The organism is Pseudomonas sp. Tun-23181, assembly GCF_057415455.1.
The window spans coordinates 3,365,296-3,384,745 of record NZ_CM171630.1; the positions used below are offsets into that span (position 1 = coordinate 3,365,296).

Genomic DNA, 19,450 nt, shown 5'->3' on the forward strand with positions numbered 1-19,450 from the left:
CCGCCGGCCAATAGGCTTGTGTGACGAAAGGGCTGCAACGCAGCCCTGCTCGCCAACATTACAACTTGGCGATGGACACCTCGGTCGATTTGACGAAGGCGATCACCTCGCTGCCCACCTGCAGCTCCAGCTCACGCACGGAGCGGGTGGTGATCACCGAGGTGACGATACCGGATGCAGTCTGCACGTCGATTTCCGACAGCACCGGGCCTTCGAGTATTTCCTTCACGGTGCCTTTGAATTGGTTACGCACGTTGATCGCTTTGATGGTCATGGCTTTGATTCCTTCTCTATGGCTTCTGGGGTTCAGTGCGCCCAACGCAGTTGCGTGGGCAGAGGGGCTACAGGTTCCGGCTCGGGGGGTGTGCCCGGGACGGACAGGACTCGGTTGAGGACTTCGCTCTCCAGCGCTGCCAGGCGGTGCGAGCCACGCGCCCTGGGCCTTGGCAGGTCGACGACCAGGTCCAGGCCGACGGCGCCGTCCTCGATCAGGATCACCCGGTCGGCCACAGCGACGGCTTCGTTGACGTCGTGGGTGACCAGCAGCACGGTGAAGCCGTGCTGGCGCCAGAGGCGCTCGATCAGTTGCTGCATCTCGATACGGGTCAGGGCATCCAGGGCGCCGAGCGGCTCGTCCAGCAGCAGCAGGCGCGGCTGGTGGATCAGCGCCCGGGCCAGGGCGACACGTTGTTTCTGGCCACCGGACAGCGCCGCCGGCCACTCGTTGGCGCGCTCGGCCAGGCCGACCGCCTCCAGGGCTTCCAGGGCCTGGGGGCGCCAGTTGCCGGATAACCCCAGGCCAACGTTGTCGATCACCTTCTTCCAGGGCAGCAGGCGTGCGTCCTGGAACATCAGGCGGGTGTCCTCGCGGGCCTCGGCCAAGGGCGCGGCCCCGGCCAGCAACTCACCGCCGCTGGGCTGGTCGAGCCCGGCCAGCAGGCGCAGCAAGGTGCTCTTGCCACAGCCACTGCGGCCGACGATGGCGACGAACTGGCCGGCCGGAATGTGCAGGTCGATGCCCCGCAGCACTTCGCGCTGGCCAAAGGTCTTGCGCAGGTCCTTGGCCGCCAGGGGGATACCGCGCAACAGGCGCGGCGGTTGTTCGTTGAGCACGGTCATGCGCCCTCCTTCTTCACCGCCTGGTAGGCGGGGTGCCAGCGCAGCCAGACACGCTCCAGGCCGCGGGCGGCCAGGTCGGCGAGCTTGCCGAGCACGGCGTACAGGACGATGGCCAGCACCACCACGTCGGTTTGCAGGAATTCACGGGCATTCATCGCCAGGTAGCCGATGCCGGCGTTGGCCGAGATCGTTTCGGCGACGATCAGGGTCAACCACATGAAGCCCAGGGCGAAGCGCACGCCCACCAGGATCGACGGCAGCGCGCCCGGCAGGATCACCTGGCGGAACAGGGCGAAGCCCGACAGGCCATAGCTGCGCGCCATCTCCACCAGCGCCGGGTCGACGTTGCGGATGCCGTGGTAGGTGTTGAGGTAGATGGGGAATAGCGTCCCCAGCGCCACCAGGAAGATCTTCGCCGACTCGTCGATGCCGAACCACAAGATCACCAGCGGAATCAGCGCCAGGTGCGGCACGTTGCGGATCATCTGCACCGAGCTGTCGAGCAGGCGTTCGCCCCACTTCGAGAGCCCAGTGATGAAGCCCAGCACCAGGCCGATGCTGCCGCCGATCAGGAAGCCCAGGGCCGCCCGCCAGCCGCTGATGGCCAGGTGGCTCCAGATCTCCCCGCTGCGTACCAGCTCGACGCCGGCGCCGAACACCGCGCTCGGTGCCGGCAGGATGCGGGTCGACAGCCAGCCACTGGCGACCGCCAGTTGCCACACCGCCAGCAGCGCCAGCGGCAAGGCCCAGGGCGCCAGGCGCTGCAGCCAGGTGGTGGAGGTTGTACGACTCATGGCCCGGCCCTCAGCTCTGTGCCACAGACTTGGGCAGGATGTCGTTGGCCACCATCTCGCCGAACGGGCTCACGTAGCCGCCGCTCTTGGCGATTTCCGGGCGCTGGACGTCCAGGTGCGGGAACAGCAACTCGGCGACCCGGTACGACTCCTCCAGGTGTGGATACCCCGAGAAGATGAAGGTGTCGATGCCAAGCTCGGCATATTCCTTGACCCGCGCCGCCACGGTCGGGCCATCGCCGACCAGGGCCGTGCCGGCACCGCCGCGCACCAGGCCGACACCGGCCCACAGGTTGGGGCTCACTTCCAGCTGGTCACGCTTGCCGTTGTGCAGGGCAGCCATGCGCTGCTGGCCCACGGAGTCGAAGCGCGCCAGCGAGGCCTGGGCACGGGCGATGGTATCGTCGTCCAGGTGCGAGATGAGTTTTTCGGCGGCACCCCAGGCTTCTTCGTTGGTTTCGCGCACGATCACGTGCAGGCGGATGCCAAAGCGCACCTGGCGGCCTTGCGCGGCGGCCTTCTCCCGCACCTGGGCGATCTTCTCGGCCACCGCGGCCGGTGGCTCGCCCCAGGTCAGGTACAGCTCGACCTGCTCGGCAGCCAGGTCCTGCGCGGCTTCCGACGAGCCACCGAAGTACAGCGGCGGACGCGGTTGCTGGATCGGCGGGTAGAGCAGCTTGGCGCCCTTGACCCGGATGTGCTTGCCGTCGTAGTCGACCACTTCGCCTTCGAGCACCTTGCGCCAGATGCGGGTGAACTCCACCGACGCCTCGTAGCGCTCCTGGTGGTTCAGGTGCAGGCCGTCGCCGGCCAACTCGTCCGGGTCGCCACCGGTCACCAGGTTGAACAGCGCGCGGCCATTGGACAGGCGATCGAGGGTCGCCGCCTGGCGCGCCGCCACGGTCGGCGAAATGATGCCTGGGCGCAGGGCCACCAGGAACTTCAGGCGCTGGGTCACCGGGATCAGCGATGCCGCCACCAGCCAGGAGTCCTCGCAGGAACGGCCGGTGGGGATCAGCACCCCGCCGAAGCCCAGGCGATCGGCGGCCTGGGCGATCTGCTGCAGGTAGCCGTGGTCGACGGCGCGGGCGCCCTCGTTGGTTCCCAGGTACTTGCCGTCGCCATGGGTGGGAAGGAACCAGAAAATGTTAAGGCTCATTGGAGTTGTCTCCTCGAAGGGTGCGAACCGGGGCGGTGCCCCGGTACAGGCGAATCGTCAAGGCGCGATGGCGACCTTGGCTGGCGGTGTCCAGATCACGTCCTTGATGCTCAAGGGCTTGGGAATCAGCTTCAGGGCCTGGAAGGTGTCGGCGATCTTCTGCTGGGCCACCACCACCTCTGGGGTAAGTGGCGCCGCGCCGTAGCCCTGGCGCTTGACCGATGTGAGGGTGATGTCGGCGGGCAGGCCGAGCAGCGGCGCCACCTGGTCGGTGACCTGCTGCGGGTTGGCCTGGGACCATTCGCCCACGGCACGCACCTCGTCGACCAGGGTGGCGATCACGCCCGGATGGGTGGTCGCGTACTGGCGGGTGGCCAAGTAGAACTGGTGGTTGTCGACCAGGTCCTTGCCGTCACGCAGGGTGCGCGCCTGCAGTTGCTGCTCGGCGGCGGCCTGGTACGGGTCCCAGATCACCCAGGCGTCGATGCTGCCGCGCTCGAAGGCGGCGCGGGCATCGGCCGGTGGCAGGTAGACCGGTTGGATATCGCTGTACTTCAGGCCCGCCTCTTCCAGGGCGCGCACCAGCAGGTAGTGGACGTTGGAGCCTTTGTTGAGGGCGACCTTCTTGCCCTTGAGCTGCGCCACCGACTGGATCGGCGAGCCCTTGGGCACGAGGATCGCCTCGCTGTGCGGGGCAGGCGGCTCATAGGCGACATAGAGCAGGTCGGCCCCGGCGGCCTGGGCGAACACCGGCGGCGTCTCGCCGGTGACGCCGAAGTCGATGGAGCCGACGTTCAGCCCTTCGAGCAACTGCGGGCCGCCGGGGAACTCGGTCCATTGCACCTGCACGCCCTGCTCTGCCAGGCGCTTCTCCAGCGTGCCCTTGGCCTTGAGCAGCACCAGGGTGCCGTATTTCTGGTAGCCGATGCGCAAGCTCTCGGCCTGTGCCTGGGTGATGGCGCCGAAGGACACAGCCGCCGCAAACAGGGCGACCAGACCTCGACGCAAGAAGACTGTGCGCATGGCGCTCTCCTGTGCGATGGGGTTCGGGTTGCACCTGCTTGCCCGTTGGCGGGCGAGTAAGGTGGGGAAAACAGTGAAGCGGTATTACCAGCTCAGATGCTCCAGCGGGCACTGAGCAGGCGTTCGTTGAGCACGCCAGGAGCCACGGGCTTGGGCCGTCGGGCCAGGGCGCTGTGAAACAGTTCCAGCGAATCCTGCAGGCGCTCTTCCAGGGCTTCGCTCAGCCGCGCCGGCTGGCCGTGCTCGCCGTAGGCGACCTGGCTGTCGTCGGCGAAGATGCCCTGCAGCGTCTCCTGGGCCTTGAGCGCCGACAGCACCGGCTTGAGCGCGTAATCCACCGCCAGCATGTGGGCGATGCTGCCACCGGTGGCGATCGGCAGTACCACCTTGTGCTCCAGGGCGCGCTCGGGCAGCAGGTCGAGCAGGGTTTTCAAGGCTCCGGCGAAGGAGGCCTTGTACACCGGGGTGGCGACCACCAGGCCGTCGGCCTGGGCGACCAGCGCGTTGAAGTGCCGTACCTGCGGGCTGTCGAAGCGCGCATGCAGCAGGTCCTCGGCGGCGAACTCACGCACCTGGAAGGTCACCACCTCGACACCACGGTCCTGCAGCCATTGGCGTGAACGATCGAGAAGCACGCCGGAGCGTGAACGGGTACTGGGGCTACCGCCGAGAGAAACGACCAGCATGGAAGACGCGTCCTTGAATTCTGTTACATGGCCGCGGGGTTTGTGGGCCCCGCTGGATGAGGTGACATTAACAGCTCACCATATATATCTAGAAATCATATTTTTTCATTTGTTTATTCCATTTTTTGTTTTGCCATTTGGGGCCGCAGAGCGGCCCCTGAGTCGAATCACCGTTCCCGGTTCATCCCGATCTCCATGTCATCGATCAACGCCTTGGCCATGGCGCTGAGGATCCGGGTGGCGCTGCCAGCGATCAGGTCGCCCTCCATTTCCGCTTCACAGGCCAGATGACGGATGCAGCCGAGCAATACGGAGAGTTCGCTGAAGGCCGTTTGGAATGGAATGCCGGGCTGGATGCGATACGTATCCAGGCAGGTCTGGACACCTGCCGTCTTCCAGGGGCTATCGGTCATCGCCTTGCTCCTGATATGGGCGGAGGTGGTTGTCGGCGGGAAAATCAGGAGAGTGCGGTGGATCGGGGACGATCTTCTTCATGGCAGAGACTCTTGTGCGATTTCAGGAAGTCACCACCATCGTCAATCTCACAAGACGAAGGGTGGCAGCCGTGTACGGGGTGAGATCCGGGGCACAAGAAACCCGGTCAGACCGAAGTCTGCCCGAACACGGCTGCCATAACAGGAAAGGCCGCTTGTAGCTCCGGGATCTCACCCCCGGTCGCCAAATATGACGACCCGGTGAAATTATCCCCGGGGCATTGCACCAACAATGCGGCGGTTTCCGGCAGGCACGTAGGATAGTTCGCTAATTACGATGAACTGAAGCAATTCGTTTCAGGATCGGAAATGTCCGACAAATTGGGGCAATGCATGTGGGGCCGCAGAGCGGCCCCAAGAACCATCGCTCCGATTCACCCACAAGATTGCGCCCATAAAAAAGGGCCGTCGAAACGGCCCGAAGATCCCTGCTATGGCTAAGAGCAATGCAACGAAGGATTCTCAACGATTGGGTTGCGGAGTCAGCCGCAGATAGGGTTTCACCGCCCGGTAGCCTTTCGGGAAGCGCTGCTTGATCTCGTCCTCGTCCTTCAACGACGGCACGATCACCACCTCGTCGCCATCCTGCCAGTTGGCCGGCGTGGCGACCTTGTGGTTGTCGGTCAGTTGCAACGAGTCGATCACCCGCAGGATCTCGTTGAAGTTGCGCCCGGTGCTGGCCGGGTAGGTGATCGTCAGGCGCACCTTCTTGTTCGGGTCGATGACGAACAGCGAACGTACGGTCAGGGTGTCGCTGGCATTGGGGTGGATCAGGTCGTACAGGTCGGAAACCTTGCGGTCGGCGTCGGCGATGATCGGGAAGTTGACCACAGTGTTCTGGGTCTCGTTGATGTCATCGATCCAGCGGGTATGCGACTCGACCGGGTCCACCGACAGGGCGATGGCCTTGACGCCGCGCTGGGCGAAGTCCTCCTTGAGCTTGGCGGTCAGGCCCAGTTCGGTGGTGCACACCGGGGTGAAGTCGGCCGGGTGGGAGAACAGTACGCCCCAGCTGTCGCCCAGCCATTCGTGGAAACGGATCTTGCCGGCGCTGGAATCCTGTTCGAAGTCGGGGGCGATGTCGCCGAGTTTGAGGCTCATGGTGGGGCTCCTGTGTCTGCGTTATGGGTTCAATGTGCCTGTATCCAATGCAAAACAAAAAGAATAAATATCGATTTATTTATAACCACAAAGCATACGAAATCACGATCACAAAAAAGCCTCGCACTAGGCGAGGCTTTTGTATGCAGCTACGACTTACATGAAGCTGTAAGTGTAGTTGACGATGAAGCGGGTCTGGTCCTTGTCGACCGGAGCTTCGCCCTCGCCACGGTAGACGCCGTGACGCAGGCTGGCGCCCAGGCCCTTGAGGGTACCTTCCTGGATCACGTAGTCGATCCGCGCATCACGTTCCCACTCATGGTAGGTACCGTTGCCGGAAGCGTTACGGATGTCGGTACCACGCAGGTAAGCGACCGACGCTTTCAGGCCAGGTACGCCGACACGGGCGAAGTCATAGCTGTACTGACCGAAGGTGGTGTTGGTACCCGCACGTGCGAACTGGTTGATCATGCTATCGGTGAACAGGTAGAAGCTGGCACCGCCAGCGCCTTCCAGGTTGCCGTTGCCATCTTCGACGTTGCCTTGGTTCAGCCAGACGAAACCGCCGTCATCGCTGACTTGCTGATGGCCGACCATCAACGCATGGCCACCCAGGGTGTAGGTGAACATGGCAGACCAGGTCCTGTTGTCGACCTCGCCGGTGTTCTTGGCATAACCACCGTTGTTGTTGAAGTTGTAGCCGCCGCCGTCGCCGTTCTTACCGTCGCTGCTGCTGTCAAAGTAGCGCAGGTCGGTCTTGAACGACGAATCGTCGGAGATCTTGAAGACGTGGGTCGCACCCAGGAAGTGCTGTTTGTAGAAGTCTTCGAGGTTCGAGTAGTAGTACTGCAGGGTCAGGTCTGGAGTGACTTTCCAGTCCACGCCACCGAAGCGGAACTTGTTGCTGTCAGCCGAGGCGCCAGCGACCGACAGGCCGGTACGGTTGCTCGAAGCACGGCCCATGGCGTGGGTCAGCTGACCGGCATTGATGGTCAGGTTGTCGATTTCCTTCGAGGTGATGGTGCCACCTTCGAAGGTCTGCGGCAGCAGACGACCGTCGTTGGAGACCAGGATCGGCAGGTTCGGCGCCAGGGCGCTACCGAAGTGAGCCTCGGTCTTCGAGAAGCGCGCCTTGGCGTTACCACCGATGCGGGCCCAATTGTGGACGGCCGAACCGTCGGAATCACTTGGGAAGAACGTGTTGTTGGCATCTGGACGGCTGCCACGGCCACCATCCAGGTGAATGCCCCACAGCGCTTGAACATCAACGCCAAAACCTACGGTGCCTTCGGTAAAGCCAGACAGGTAGTCGAGCTTGAAGCCCTGGCCACTTTCTTTCTGGTCGGCACCGCCTTCGCGGTTATCGTCGTTGAAGTACATGGTGCGCGAGCTCAGGGACAGCTTGCTGTCCTCGATGAAACCGGCTGCGCTTGCTTGTTGGGCGAGAACCCCCAGTGCCACGGCCAGGGCCAGGCTGGACTTGTACATGTTTTGCTCCTCTACGTTCTAATTCTTGTGCGTCTCTGGCGGCGGGATCTTCTGCCCCGCTCACCCGGGATGGGCGATTTAGCCCGGATTTCTCATGACCGCATAAACAAAAACGGCTGAAAGCCTTATGATTCTTGTCGCCAAACAAAGCCCCATAAGTCTTCAGCCGCGCACAAAATGCTACCAGAAAAACTCCACTTTTCACCCCTCTCTCGCCGCCTCGTCGAGGCCTCTTTCACCGGTGGTCACATCACCTCGGATGCGGGCTTGTTGCTGCTGCGCGAGGTCGACCGGCAACATGGCTTGACCCGCCGCCTGGCCAAAATCGTTCCCGATCGGCGTGATCCTGGGCGTGTCCAGCATGGACTGCAGACACTGCTCGCCCAGCGTATCTATGCACTGGCCGCCGGCTACGAGGATCTCAACGATCATGACGGCCTGCGCCATGACTACGCGCTGCAGACTGCGGTCAACCGCCTGCAACCGCTGGCCGGCAAATCCACTCTGGGGCGCCTGGAACAGCAAGCCGATCGCGAAACGGTGGTGCAAGCCCATCGCCTGCTGTGGGAGCACTTCATCGCCCAGCATGACCAGGCGCCGGCTGAGATCGTGCTCGACTTCGATGCGACCGATGTGCCGGTGCATGGAGATCAGGAAGGGCGCTTCTTCCATGGCTATTACGACCATTACTGCTTCCTGCCGCTCTATGTGTTCTGTGGTCGCCATCTGCTGGTGAGCTATTTGCGCCCGAGCAACATCGATGGCGCCCGACACAGTTGGGCCATCCTGGCACTGCTGGTCAAGTTCATTCGCCGCTTCTGGCCAGAGACCCGCATCGTGTTCCGCGGTGACGGCGGTTTTTGCCGACATCGCATGCTCGACTGGTGTGACCGCAAGCAGGTGGATTATGTGGTGGGTCTGGCCCGCAACACCCGCCTGCAGCGGATGGCGGCGCCGGCCATGCAAGCGGTCGCCGAGGCCTACCAAGAAACCGGGCAGAAGATGTCCGGCGTGTATCGCTTCCTCTATCAGGCCGGTAGTTGGCGTAGGCGCCGCCTGGTCGTGTCGCGCCTGGAACATGGCGAGCAGGGTGCCAATCCACGCTTCATCGTCGTGTCCCGCTTTGCCGAGGATGCTGCCCAGCAGTACTACGAAGACTACTGCGGCCGTGGCGACATGGAGAATCGGATCAAGGACCAACAGTTGGATCTGTTCGCCGACCGCACCTCCAGCCCACGCTGGTGGACCAACCAGTGGCGGCTGATGCTGTCGGCCTTTGCCTATGTGCTGTTCGAACGGCTACGCGATCATCTCCAGGGCACCGCATTGGCGCGCATGAGCATCCATAACCTGCGCTTGAAACTGCTCAAGATCGGTGCGGTGATCATTCGCAACAGCCGGCGCATCCGCGTGCTGATCAGCGAGGCCTATCCGCATCAGGAACTCTTTGCGGGGCTGGTTGCCCGCCTCAAGCCGACCTGAACAGGCGGGCGCCCCCGGCCCGGCTCAATGGGGGAAAGGGGGCAGTGCGCCCCATACGCGGGAATTGAATAAAAAACGATCAATTTTTAGCGGTGGAAGGCAGGTTGTTGATACGCCGAGGCTTCACCGGCCACGCCTGCCGGCCTCATGAGAAATCCGGGTTAGCACCAAAGAGTGGTCGTGAAGTCAATCGTTACCAATCATTTCACGACTTTGGTCTAAGACGCCGCCTGCGCTACAGGATAATGACAATCCTATAAATCCAAAATGACTGTTTTATGAATTCCTAAGACTTTTAAGGAATAATCTAGGAACCTTTACTGCCAAAAGTTGTATCGGCACCCGGCTACCATTCCTTTAGGTTATTTGCAAACGTTTGCCTATAACCGTCATCACCCTCCAGCAAAGCCCGGAAAGCCTAGCAGGCCTCTCCCGTTTCGCCATTGCGCAAGATCACGTCCCGTCAGCCTGCCGCCCCAGGCTTAAAGCGATTGGCTCCTAAGCTAATGCTAAAAAGTTATTTATTTTTAATTTCTTAGATCATTTAGCCTCTCGCCATCCATCACCCTGATTGCCTGACGAGGAGTCCTCCCATGATCCCGCACGCTCCGCTGCGCCTGTTCGCCGCCCTGACCCTGGCCGGCGCCAGCTGGTTCGCCCAGGCAGCCGACCTGACGGTGGCCTACCAGACCACCGTCGACCCCGCCAAGGTCGCCCAGGTCGATGGCACCTATGAAAAGGCCAGCCAGGCCAGCATCGACTGGCGCAAGTTCGACAACGGCGCCGACGTGATCACCGCCGTGGCCTCCGGCGACGTGCAGATCGGCTACCTGGGCTCCAGCCCGCTGGCCGCCGCGGCCACCCGCAAGCTGCCGGTGGAAACCTTCCTGATCGCCACGCAGATCGGCGCCGGCGAAGCCCTGGTCGCCCGCGATGGCATCAAGACGCCGCAGGACCTGGTCGGCAAGAAAGTCGCCGTGCCCTTCGTCTCCACCGGCCACTACAGCCTGCTGGCCGCCCTGAAGAACTGGAACATCGACCCGGCCAAGGTGCAGATCCTCAACCTGGCGCCACCGGCGATCATCGTCGCCTGGAAACGTGGCGACATCGACGCCACCTACGTCTGGGACCCTGCCCTGGGCGTGGCCAAGGAGAACGGCAAGGTGCTGATCACCTCTGGCGAGCTGGCCGAGAAAGGCGCACCGACCTTCGACGCCTGGATCGTGCGCAAGGACTTCGCCGCCAAGCACCCGGACATCGTCAAGTCGTTCGCCAAGGTGACCCTCGACGCCTACGCCGACTACGGCAAGGACCCACAGGCCTGGCTGGCCAACCCGGACAACGTCGCCAAGCTGGCCAAGCTTTCCGGCGCCAAGCCCGCCGATATCCCGGTGCTGCTGCAGGGCAACGTCTACCCCCTGGCCGCCGACCAGGCCAGCGCGCTCGGTGCACCGACCACCCAGGCGCTGACCGACACCGCCACCTTCCTCAAGCAGCAAGGCAAGGTCGAGGCGGTACTGCCGGACTACTCGCCCTACGTCAGCGCGCAATACCTCCCCAACTGATCCGGAGCCTGCCATGGCCTTGCTCGAACTGGAGCGCATCAGCGCACAGTACCCCGGCGCCACCACCCCGGTGCTGGCCGATATCAACCTGAACCTCGGCCCCCGCCAACTGCTGGTAGCCCTGGGCCCCTCCGGCAGCGGCAAGACCTCGCTGCTCAACCTGATCGCCGGGTTCGTCGCCCCCAGCGGTGGGCGCATCACCCTCGATGGCGCGCCGGTGCAGGGCCCGGGCGCCGAGCGCGGCGTGGTGTTCCAGGACGACGCCTTGCTGCCCTGGCAGGACGTGCTGAGCAACGTCGCCTTTGGCCTGGAACTCGCTGGAGTGCCCCGCGCCGAGCGCGAGGCCAAGGCCCGCGAAATGCTCGCCCTGGTCGACCTCGCCGGCTTCGGCGAGCGGCGCATCTGGCAACTCTCCGGCGGCCAGAAACAGCGCGTGGGCCTGGCCCGAGCGCTGGCGGCCGACCCTCGGGTGCTGTTGATGGACGAACCCTTCGGCGCCCTCGACGCCTTCACCCGCGAACAGATGCAGGAGCTGTTGCTGCAAGTCTGGCAACGCACCGCCAAGCCGGTGTTCCTGATCACCCACGACATCGAGGAAGCCGTGTTCCTCGCCAGCGAACTGGTGTTGCTGGCGCCCAACCCGGGGCGCGTGGTCGAGCGCCTGCAGCTGGACTTCGGCCAGCGCTACGCCGCCGGTGAGCCGGCGCGGGCGATCAAGTCCCACCCACGCTTCATCGAGACCCGCGAGCACGTACTGGCGCGGGTGTTCTCCCAACGCGAAGCCGCCCGTCGGCAGGAGTCCGCATGAGCAGCCTGGACCTGCCGGTCGCCGCCAAGCGCAACGCCCGGCCACACCCCTCCGCCAAGGCACGCCGCGCGCTGCCGACCCGCTGGATCAGCGCCCTGACCCTGGCCACCTTGCTGCTGGCCTGGTGGCTGGTGACCGCGGCCGGCTGGATCGAGCCGCTGTTCCTGCCCTCGCCCGCCGACATCCTGGCCAAGGCCTGGACACTGCTGAGCCAGGGCTACATGGACGCCAGCCTCTGGCAACACCTGGGCGCCAGCCTCGGGCGCATCGGCCTGGCCCTGGGCGCCGCGGTGCTCAGCGCCATCCCGGTCGGCCTCGCCATCGGCCATAACCGTGTGGCCCGCGGCATCCTCGACCCGCTGATCGAGTTCTACCGGCCGATCCCTCCGCTGGCCTACCTGCCGCTGATCGTGATCTGGTGCGGCATCGGCGAGCTGTCGAAGGTGCTGCTGATCTACCTGGCGATCTTCGCCCCAATCGCCATCGCCACGGCCACCGGCGTGCGCACCGTCGATCCGGCCAGGCTGCGCGCGGCGCAGTCCCTGGGCGCCAGCAAGGCCCAGCTGATCCGCCACGTGATCCTGCCCAGCGCCCTGCCCGACATCCTCACCGGCATCCGCATCGGCCTGGGTGTCGGCTGGTCGACCCTGGTGGCCGCCGAGCTCATCGCCGCCACCAGCGGCCTGGGCTTCATGGTGCAGTCGGCGGCGCAGTTCCTGGTCACCGACGTGGTGGTGCTGGGGATCCTGCTGATCGCCCTGATCGCCTTCGCCCTGGAGATGGGCCTGCGCGCCCTGCAACGCAAGCTGGTGCCCTGGCACGGGCAGAGCCACTGATGACACTGACCACGCCGGCACCCCGGCGCCTAGGAAAGCAACCGACATGAGCCTGATCGTCACCCCCCTCAGCCCGGCGCTCGGCGCCCAGATCAGCGGCGTGGACCTCACCCGCGACATCAGCGCCGAACAGCGCGATGCCATCGAGCAGGCGTTGCTCGAACACCAGGTACTGTTCTTCCGCGACCAGCCGATCGAGCCGGTACAGCAGGCGAACTTCGCCGCGCGCTTCGGCGACCTGCACATCCACCCGATCTACCCCAACGTGCCGGACACCCCACAGGTGCTGGTCCTCGACACGGCGGTCACCGATGTACGCGACAATGCCGTGTGGCACACCGACGTCACCTTCCTGCCGACGCCGGCGCTGGGCGCGGTGCTCAGCGCCAAGCAGTTGCCAGCCTTTGGCGGAGACACCCTGTGGGCCAGCGGCATCGCCGCCTTCGAAGCGCTGTCGGCGCCATTGCAGGCGCTGCTCGACGGCCTGACCGCCACGCATGACTTCACCAAGTCGTTCCCCCTGGAGCGCTTCGGCACCACCCCCGAAGACCTGGCACGCTGGGAGGCGACCCGGCGCAACAACCCACCGTTGTCGCACCCGGTGGTGCGCACCCACCCGGTGAGCGGGCGCAAGGCGCTGTTCGTCAACGAAGGGTTCACTACACGGATCAACGAATTGAACGAGCATGAGAGCGAGGCGCTGCTCAAGCTGCTGTTCGCCCATGCCACACGGCCGGAGTTCAGCATTCGCTGGAGATGGCAGGAGCATGACGTGGCGTTCTGGGACAACCGTGTGACCCAGCATTACGCGGTGGACGACTACCGGCCGCAGCGGCGGGTGATGCACCGGGCGACCATTCTTGGGGATGTGCCGTTCTGAAGGGCCTCGTGTCGCGAAGGGGCCGCAAAGCGGCCCCAGCGATCTACCGGACCAGGTGCAGGAACTGCATGTGCCGCTCGTACTGGTCGAGGATGTCGTTGATGATCTGCTCCTTGCTGTAGCCCACCAGGTCGTAGTTCTGGCTGCCCTCGGACAGATGCACCTCGGCGCGGTAGTAACGGCGATTCCTCAACTCCTGGGTCCCCAGCCCACCGAGGGCGAACGATGGGGTGAAGTACCCGCGCATCTGCACCTGGTAGATGAACGGCTGTTCCTCGCCATGGCCGATCTTCAGGCTGACGTTGTCATGGCTCGGATCGTCCTGGGTGATCAACGCCAGCCCCTTCTGCTCGAACACCTCGGTCACCTCGGCGATGGCCGGGCGCACCACGTCATCCATGAAGCGATACACCTCGTCCCGCGATGGGAAGTGCACCGCCTGGCTCAGGCGCTGGCGCCAGCCGCCGCGACCACGGCGTGACTGGGCGAACGGTGCCAGCGAATGCATCTGCGCGATCTGCCGCTGGGACTCCAGGTAGAACGCCTTGTGCAACCCCCACATCATGCACAGCAGGATCAGCGAGAACGGCAGCGAGGTCAGCACCACCGCGGACTTGAGCGAGTCGATGCTGCCGGCGAACAGCAGCCCACTGGTGACCAATGCGGTCATCGCCCCCCAGAAGATGCGCAGCCAGTTCGGCCCGTCTTCGTCGGCGTTGCCGCCCTTGGCCGACAGGGTCGAGAGCACCACGGTGCCGGAGTCGGCCGAGGTGACGAAGAACACGAAGCTGATGAACACCGTCACCGCGATCACCGTCTTGCTCCACGGGTAGGTTTCCAGCAGCAGGTACAGGCTCATGGGCGGGTTGTCCAAGGCCGACTGGGCCAGCGCGGTCATGCCGTGTTCGAGCACCTGATTGATGGCGCTGTTGCCGAAGATCGACATCCACGCCAGGGTGAACCCCAGCGGGATCAGCAGCACGCCGAAGACGAACTCACGGATCGTGCGGCCCCGGGAAATCCGTGCGATGAACAGCCCGACGAAGGGCGCCCAGGCGATCCACCAGGCCCAGTAGAACACCGTCCAGCCGCCCAGCCAGTCTCGGTTCTCGCCGTAGGCATAGACATCGAAGCTCTTGCGCGGCAAGGCGCCAAGGTAGTCGCCCAGGTTCTGGATCAGGGTGTTGAACAGGTGCTGAGTAGGCCCGGCGAACAGCACGAACAACAGCAGAGCGCAGGCCAGGAACAAGTTGATGTCGCTCATCACCCGCACGCCCTTCTCCACCCCGGCGACCGCCACGGCGACGGCCGCGCCCATCATCAGCACGATGAGTGTCACCTGCACCCACTGGCTGTGGTCGATGCCGAACAGGTAGTCCAGGCCTGCGTTCAGGTGCAGCACGCCAAAGCCCATGTCGGCGCCCAGGCCGAACACCGTGGCGATGATGCCGAAGCCGTCCACCGCGTAGCCGATCGGCCCGTTGATGCGCTTGCCGATCAACGGGTACAGCGCCGAGCGCAGCGCCAGCGGTAGGTTGTGGCGGTAGGCGAAATAGGCCAGGGCCATGCCGACGAAGGCGAACACACCCCAACCATGCAGGCCCCAGTGCAGGAACAGCAACTGCATCGCCTGGCGCCCGGCCTCCACCGTGCCCACCTCGCCCTGGGGGGGCTGGAGCATGTGGGTCAGGGGTTCGGAGACGCAGAAGAAGAACAGGGTGATGCTGATACCGGCGGCGAACAGCATGCCGGCCCAGGACAGGTAGCTGAACTCGGGTTCGTCGTGGTCGGCACCGAGCTTGATCTTGCCGTAGCCAGACAAGGCGGTGACCACCACGAAGACCAGGTACAGGGTCATGGCCAGCATGTAGTACCAGCCGACCGTGTTGGCCGCCCAGTTCTGTGCCGCCAGCAACCACTCGCCCGCCGCCTGCGGGTTGGCGATGACCACCAGGCCGAAGATGAGGATGAAGCTTGCCGCGAAATAGAACACCGGCGGGTTCATGCGGATCTTGCCGTTGGCAAGGGATGGCGTCGGTGCAGTCATTGAACGTGCACCTCGTCGAAGGACGTAAGGTTCGGATTGAACGGGTTCAGCAAAGGGAATCCTCCTGTTGAACACCGGCAATGGACCAGCGTTTAATTTGAACAAGCGTTCAAGTTAAACATGGATCGGCGTTCAATGCGACCCGGGGTCGCGGTTCGGCCGACCATCGAACCTTTCACGGCGCGGGTAGTTGGGGCCGCTTCGCGCCCCATCGCCGGCAAGCCGGCTCCCACAGAATGGACTGCCCCCGTCATCCCAAGCGCCAGGCCTACTTCTGCCCCTCGCATTCCAGCTGCAGGTTCGCCTGGGTGATGTTGCTCTCCGGCGGAACGCTGCGGGTCAGCCAGACGTTGCCGCCGATGGTCGAGCCCTTGCCGATGGTGATCCGCCCAAGGATGGTCGCCCCGGCATAGATCACCACATCGTCCTCGACGATCGGGTGGCGCGGCTCGCCCTTGTGCAGCATGCCGGTCTCGTCGGCCGGGAAGCGCTTGGCGCCCAGGGTCACCGCCTGGTAGATGCGTACCCGTTCACCGATGATCGCGGTCTCGCCGATCACCACGCCCGTGCCATGGTCGATGAAGAAGCTCGAGCCGATCTGCGCACCGGGGTGGATGTCGATACCGGTGGCCGAGTGGGCCAGCTCCGAACTGATCCGCGCCAGCAGCGGCAAGCCGGCCTGGTACAGGTGGTGGGCCAGGCGGTGGTGGATGACCGCCAGGATGCCCGGGTAGCACAGCAAGACCTCGTCGACGCTGCGCGCCGCCGGGTCGCCCTGGTAGGCGGCCAGTACATCGGTGTCGAGCAGCACGCGCAAGCCCGGCAGGGCGGCGGCGAAGTCCTGGATCAGGCGCAGGGCATGGGCATCCACGTCGACGATCTCGGCCTTGCCGTGGCGCGCCGCGTAGCGCAGCTCCAGACGGGCCTGGGCCAGCAACGCCGTGAGGGCGGCATCCAGGGTATGGCCGACATAGAAGTCCTCGCTTTCCTCACGCAGGTCCACCGGCCCCAGACGCATGGGAAACAGCGCCCCGCACAACTGCTCGAGGATCTGCCGCATGGCCTCGCGCGAAGGCAATTCCCGCCCGCCTTGCTCGCCGCTGCTGCGGCCGTTGCGGCTACGCCATTGCTCACGGGCGCTGCGCAAGCCGCTGACGATGCCCTGCAGTTGCCAATGCCCAGTCGATGGATGTTCGCTCACGGTATTCTCCTGACCCGGCGGTTTTCTTGGTAATGGCTGCGCCGGTACGATCCACTCTACGGCAAATCCGTCCCTTGGAAAAAACAACGCTTTATTCCATCCTGCGCTAAGTCGGGCATAAGCAGCGCTGACAGACCAGGCATTCCTGACCTACCCTCAATGCTGTCGAACCCTCGATAAAGAAACAAAAGAAATAACAAAATAAGTTTTTATTATTTCAAGACCTATATAGCCCACCCCTATAGTCGCCACCCACTACTTCCACAACAAGCGCGGGGCCCACACATGTCGACATTCGCCAAACCGCTTCTCACCGCCAGCCTGGCCATCCTGCTGGGCACCGGCCTGTTCAACCAGGCCTTCGCCGGCGAGCAACTCAAGACCATCCAGGAAAAAGGCAGCATCAGCATCGGCCTGGAGGGCACCTACCCGCCGTTCAGCTTCGTCGACGAGAACGGCAAGCTGGCCGGTTTCGAGGTGGAGTTGTCCGAGCTGCTAGCCAAGGAGCTGGGGGTCAAGGCCAGGATCCAGCCGACCAAGTGGGACGGTATACTCGCGGCGTTGGAATCCAAGCGCCTGGACGTGGTGGTCAACCAGGTGACCATCTCCGAGGAGCGCAAGAAGAAATACGACTTCTCCGAGCCCTACACCATCTCCGGCATCCAGGCCCTGGTGCTGAAGAAGAAGGCCGAGCAATTGAACATCCACAAGGCCGCCGACCTGGCCGGCAAGAAGGTTGGCGTGGGCCTGGGCACCAACTACGAGCAATGGGTGAAGCAGGACGTGCCGCAGGCCGACGTGCGCACCTACGAGGACGACCCGAGCAAGTTCGCCGACCTGCGCAACGGCCGCATCGACGCCATCCTGATCGACCGCCTGGCCGCCCTGGAATACGCCCAGAAGGCCAAGGACACCCAGCTCGCCGGCGAGGCGTTCTCGCGCCTGGAATCGGGCGTGGCCCTGCGCAAGGGCGAGCCGGAGCTGCTCGAGGCGATCAACAAGGCACTGGACAAGCTCAAGGCTGACGGCACCCTGGCCAAGCTGTCCGAGAAATACTTCGGTGCCGACGTCACTCAATGATCGCCGAAAGCCTGCAACTCGTCCTCGACTCCACGCCCTTCCTGCTCAAGGGCGCTGGCTACACGGTCGTCCTCAGCGTCGGCGGCATGTTCTTCGGTCTGATCCTGGGCTTTGCCCTGGCGCTGATGCGCCTGTCGAAGATCCTGCCGCTGGACTGGCTGGCCCGGGTGTACGTGTCGTTCTTCCGCGGCACGCCGTTGCTGGTGCAACTGTTCGTGATCTACTTCGGCATGCCGCAGATCGGTATCGAGCTCGACCCGATACCGGCGTCGCTGATCGGCCTGTCGCTGAACATGGCGGCGTACATCTGCGAGATCCTGCGCGCGGCGATTTCCTCGATCGACCGTGGCCAGTGGGAGGCCGCCGCCAGTATCGGCATGACCCGCACCCAGGCCATGCGCCGGGCGATCCTGCCACAGGCCATGCGCACCGCCCTGCCGCCGCTGGGCAACAGTTTCATCTCCCTGGTCAAGGACACCGCCCTGGCGGCGACCATCCAGGTACCGGAGCTGTTCCGCCAGGCCCAACTGATCACCGCGCGGACCTTCGAGGTCTTCACCATGTACCTGGCCGTGGCCGTTATCTACTGGATACTGTGCAGCATCCTCGCGCACTTCCAGAACCGCATGGAAGCGCGGGTCAACCAGCATGACCGGGAGCACTGAAGATGATCGTCGTAGAAGGCCTGAGCAAGCAGTTCAAGGGCCACACCGTGCTCAACGGCATCGACCTGACCGTCCAGCCCGGCGAGGTGGTGGCCATCATCGGCCCCAGTGGCTCCGGCAAGACCACCTTCCTGCGCTGCCTCAACCTGCTCGAGACACCCGACGCCGGACGCATCCAGGTCGGTGACATCAGCATCGACGCCAACCGCCCGCTCGGCGGCCAGCAAGCGGCGATCCGCCGTCTGCGCCAGCAGGCCGGCTTCGTGTTCCAGAACTTCAACCTGTTCCCCCACCGCACCGCCCTGGAGAACGTCATCGAGGGGCCGGTGATCGTCAAGAAGATGCCCCGCGACAGGGCCGTGGAACTGGGCCGCACGCTGTTGGCCAAGGTCGGCCTGGGCGGCAAGGAAGACGCGTATCCGCGGCGCCTGTCCGGCGGCCAGCAGCAGCGGGTGGCCATCGCCCGGGCCCTGGCGATGGAACCGGAGGTGATCCTCTTCGACGAACCGACCTCGGCGCTCGATCCAGAGTTGGTCGGCGAGGTCCTGGCGACCATCCGCGGCCTGGCCGAGGAAAAGCGCACCATGATCATCGTCACCCACGAGATGAGCTTTGCCCGGGACGTGGCCAACCGGGTGATCTTCTTCGACAAGGGGGTGATCGTCGAGCAGGGCGAGGCCAAGGCGTTGTTCGCCCATCCGCAGCAGGAGCGTACGCGGCAGTTCCTGCGCAAGTTCCTTGGCACGGCAGCCTCGCAAGGCTAGAGCGCCTTCGAGCACCTGGGGGCGCTTTGCGCCCCTATCAATCAAGCGCCATCCTTCCCCGCCCGAGCGGCTCTTCTATCTATAGTCCAAAAAGTTAGTTCATAAAGTTTTTATAAGCGCATAGGGTATATAGACCGGACCACCGGACCAGCAAACGTCTGTCGCCGTCAGCTGAGGCGACGCTTTCAACTTTTGTGAGGTAAGGAATGGTCAGGATCACAATCACCCCAGTGCGCAACGCCAGGGCATTGAGTGCAG

At 64.1% G+C, this 19,450-nt stretch carries 19 protein-coding genes; 8 read left to right on the forward strand and 11 right to left on the reverse strand.

Annotated features, from left to right (window positions below; all coding sequences use genetic code 11):
• Positions 1 to 58: 58 nt before the first annotated feature.
• The 9 genes from ACDI39_RS15990 to ACDI39_RS16030 form a co-directional block, all read right to left on the reverse strand.
• On the reverse strand, positions 59 to 274 hold the full coding sequence (locus tag ACDI39_RS15990) for a TOBE domain-containing protein (RefSeq protein WP_003255829.1): 216 nt from the start codon (positions 272 to 274) through the stop codon (positions 59 to 61).
• A 32-nt stretch (positions 275 to 306) separates the two neighbouring features.
• Complete coding sequence (gene ssuB / locus ACDI39_RS15995) at positions 307 to 1,119, reverse strand: aliphatic sulfonates ABC transporter ATP-binding protein (RefSeq protein ID WP_253080293.1); 813 nt, start codon at positions 1,117 to 1,119, stop codon at positions 307 to 309.
• Entirely contained in the window at positions 1,116 to 1,913 is a 798-nt protein-coding gene (ssuC, locus tag ACDI39_RS16000; RefSeq protein ID WP_225786648.1) for an aliphatic sulfonate ABC transporter permease SsuC, read from the reverse strand. Before ssuC ends, ssuB begins: the two co-directional genes overlap by 4 nt.
• A 10-nt stretch (positions 1,914 to 1,923) precedes the next feature.
• A complete protein-coding gene (gene ssuD / locus ACDI39_RS16005; protein WP_225786649.1) occupies positions 1,924 to 3,072 on the reverse strand; it encodes an FMNH2-dependent alkanesulfonate monooxygenase in 1,149 nt (382 codons plus the stop codon).
• A gap of 57 nt (positions 3,073 to 3,129) precedes the next feature.
• Positions 3,130 to 4,095: a sulfonate ABC transporter substrate-binding protein gene (locus ACDI39_RS16010; protein ID WP_225786650.1), complete on the reverse strand. Its 966-nt coding sequence runs from the start codon at positions 4,093 to 4,095 to the stop codon at positions 3,130 to 3,132.
• Between the two features lie 92 nt (positions 4,096 to 4,187).
• Complete coding sequence (ssuE, locus tag ACDI39_RS16015; protein WP_225786651.1) at positions 4,188 to 4,781, reverse strand: NADPH-dependent FMN reductase; 594 nt, start codon at positions 4,779 to 4,781, stop codon at positions 4,188 to 4,190.
• Between the two features lie 167 nt (positions 4,782 to 4,948).
• Positions 4,949 to 5,194, reverse strand: a complete 246-nt coding sequence (locus tag ACDI39_RS16020; RefSeq protein ID WP_253080296.1) for a DUF3077 domain-containing protein — start codon at positions 5,192 to 5,194, stop codon at positions 4,949 to 4,951.
• Positions 5,195 to 5,737: 543 nt separating this feature from the next.
• A complete protein-coding gene (locus ACDI39_RS16025) occupies positions 5,738 to 6,376 on the reverse strand; it encodes a peroxiredoxin (protein ID WP_225786653.1) in 639 nt (212 codons plus the stop codon).
• Between the two features lie 156 nt (positions 6,377 to 6,532).
• Positions 6,533 to 7,864, reverse strand: a complete 1,332-nt coding sequence (locus ACDI39_RS16030; protein WP_368815493.1) for an OprD family porin — start codon at positions 7,862 to 7,864, stop codon at positions 6,533 to 6,535.
• Positions 7,865 to 8,041: 177 nt separating this feature from the next.
• Here ACDI39_RS16030 and ACDI39_RS16035 point away from each other — a divergent pair, with 177 nt between their 5' ends.
• From ACDI39_RS16035 to tauD, 5 genes are all read left to right on the forward strand, one after another.
• Positions 8,042 to 9,346 (forward strand): IS1380-like element ISPa33 family transposase, encoded by a 1,305-nt coding sequence (locus ACDI39_RS16035; protein WP_010793081.1) that lies wholly within the window; start codon positions 8,042 to 8,044, stop codon positions 9,344 to 9,346.
• Positions 9,347 to 9,939: 593 nt separating this feature from the next.
• A complete protein-coding gene (tauA, locus tag ACDI39_RS16040; RefSeq protein ID WP_486536937.1) occupies positions 9,940 to 10,911 on the forward strand; it encodes a taurine ABC transporter substrate-binding protein in 972 nt (323 codons plus the stop codon).
• 13 nt (positions 10,912 to 10,924) lie between these two features.
• Complete coding sequence (gene tauB / locus ACDI39_RS16045; protein WP_225786656.1) at positions 10,925 to 11,719, forward strand: taurine ABC transporter ATP-binding subunit; 795 nt, start codon at positions 10,925 to 10,927, stop codon at positions 11,717 to 11,719.
• Positions 11,716 to 12,555 carry a taurine ABC transporter permease TauC gene (gene tauC, locus ACDI39_RS16050; RefSeq protein ID WP_253080298.1) on the forward strand — a complete coding sequence of 280 codons (840 nt, stop codon included), beginning with the start codon at positions 11,716 to 11,718 and terminating at the stop codon, positions 12,553 to 12,555. The genes tauB and tauC overlap by 4 nt, the downstream gene beginning before the upstream one ends.
• Positions 12,556 to 12,601: 46 nt before the next feature.
• Positions 12,602 to 13,435, forward strand: a complete 834-nt coding sequence (tauD, locus tag ACDI39_RS16055) for a taurine dioxygenase (protein WP_225786658.1) — start codon at positions 12,602 to 12,604, stop codon at positions 13,433 to 13,435.
• Between the two features lie 43 nt (positions 13,436 to 13,478).
• Here tauD and betT read toward each other — a convergent pair whose 3' ends face one another.
• On the reverse strand, positions 13,479 to 15,440 hold the full coding sequence (betT, locus tag ACDI39_RS16060; protein ID WP_225786863.1) for a choline transporter BetT: 1,962 nt from the start codon (positions 15,438 to 15,440) through the stop codon (positions 13,479 to 13,481).
• Between the two features lie 310 nt (positions 15,441 to 15,750).
• On the reverse strand, positions 15,751 to 16,683 hold the full coding sequence (gene epsC, locus ACDI39_RS16065) for a serine O-acetyltransferase EpsC (protein ID WP_225786659.1): 933 nt from the start codon (positions 16,681 to 16,683) through the stop codon (positions 15,751 to 15,753).
• Between the two features lie 285 nt (positions 16,684 to 16,968).
• On the opposite strand from epsC, the gene tcyJ reads away from it, so the two are divergent.
• The 3 genes from tcyJ to tcyN are packed head-to-tail and all read left to right on the forward strand — an operon-like array spanning position 16,969 to position 19,192.
• Positions 16,969 to 17,763, forward strand: a complete 795-nt coding sequence (gene tcyJ / locus ACDI39_RS16070; RefSeq protein ID WP_225786660.1) for a cystine ABC transporter substrate-binding protein — start codon at positions 16,969 to 16,971, stop codon at positions 17,761 to 17,763.
• On the forward strand, positions 17,760 to 18,428 hold the full coding sequence (gene tcyL, locus ACDI39_RS16075) for a cystine ABC transporter permease (RefSeq protein ID WP_225786661.1): 669 nt from the start codon (positions 17,760 to 17,762) through the stop codon (positions 18,426 to 18,428). Before tcyJ ends, tcyL begins: the two co-directional genes overlap by 4 nt.
• 2 nt (positions 18,429 to 18,430) lie before the next feature.
• Positions 18,431 to 19,192, forward strand: a complete 762-nt coding sequence (tcyN, locus tag ACDI39_RS16080) for an L-cystine ABC transporter ATP-binding protein TcyN (protein WP_486536938.1) — start codon at positions 18,431 to 18,433, stop codon at positions 19,190 to 19,192.
• The last annotated feature ends 258 nt before the right edge of the window (positions 19,193 to 19,450 follow it).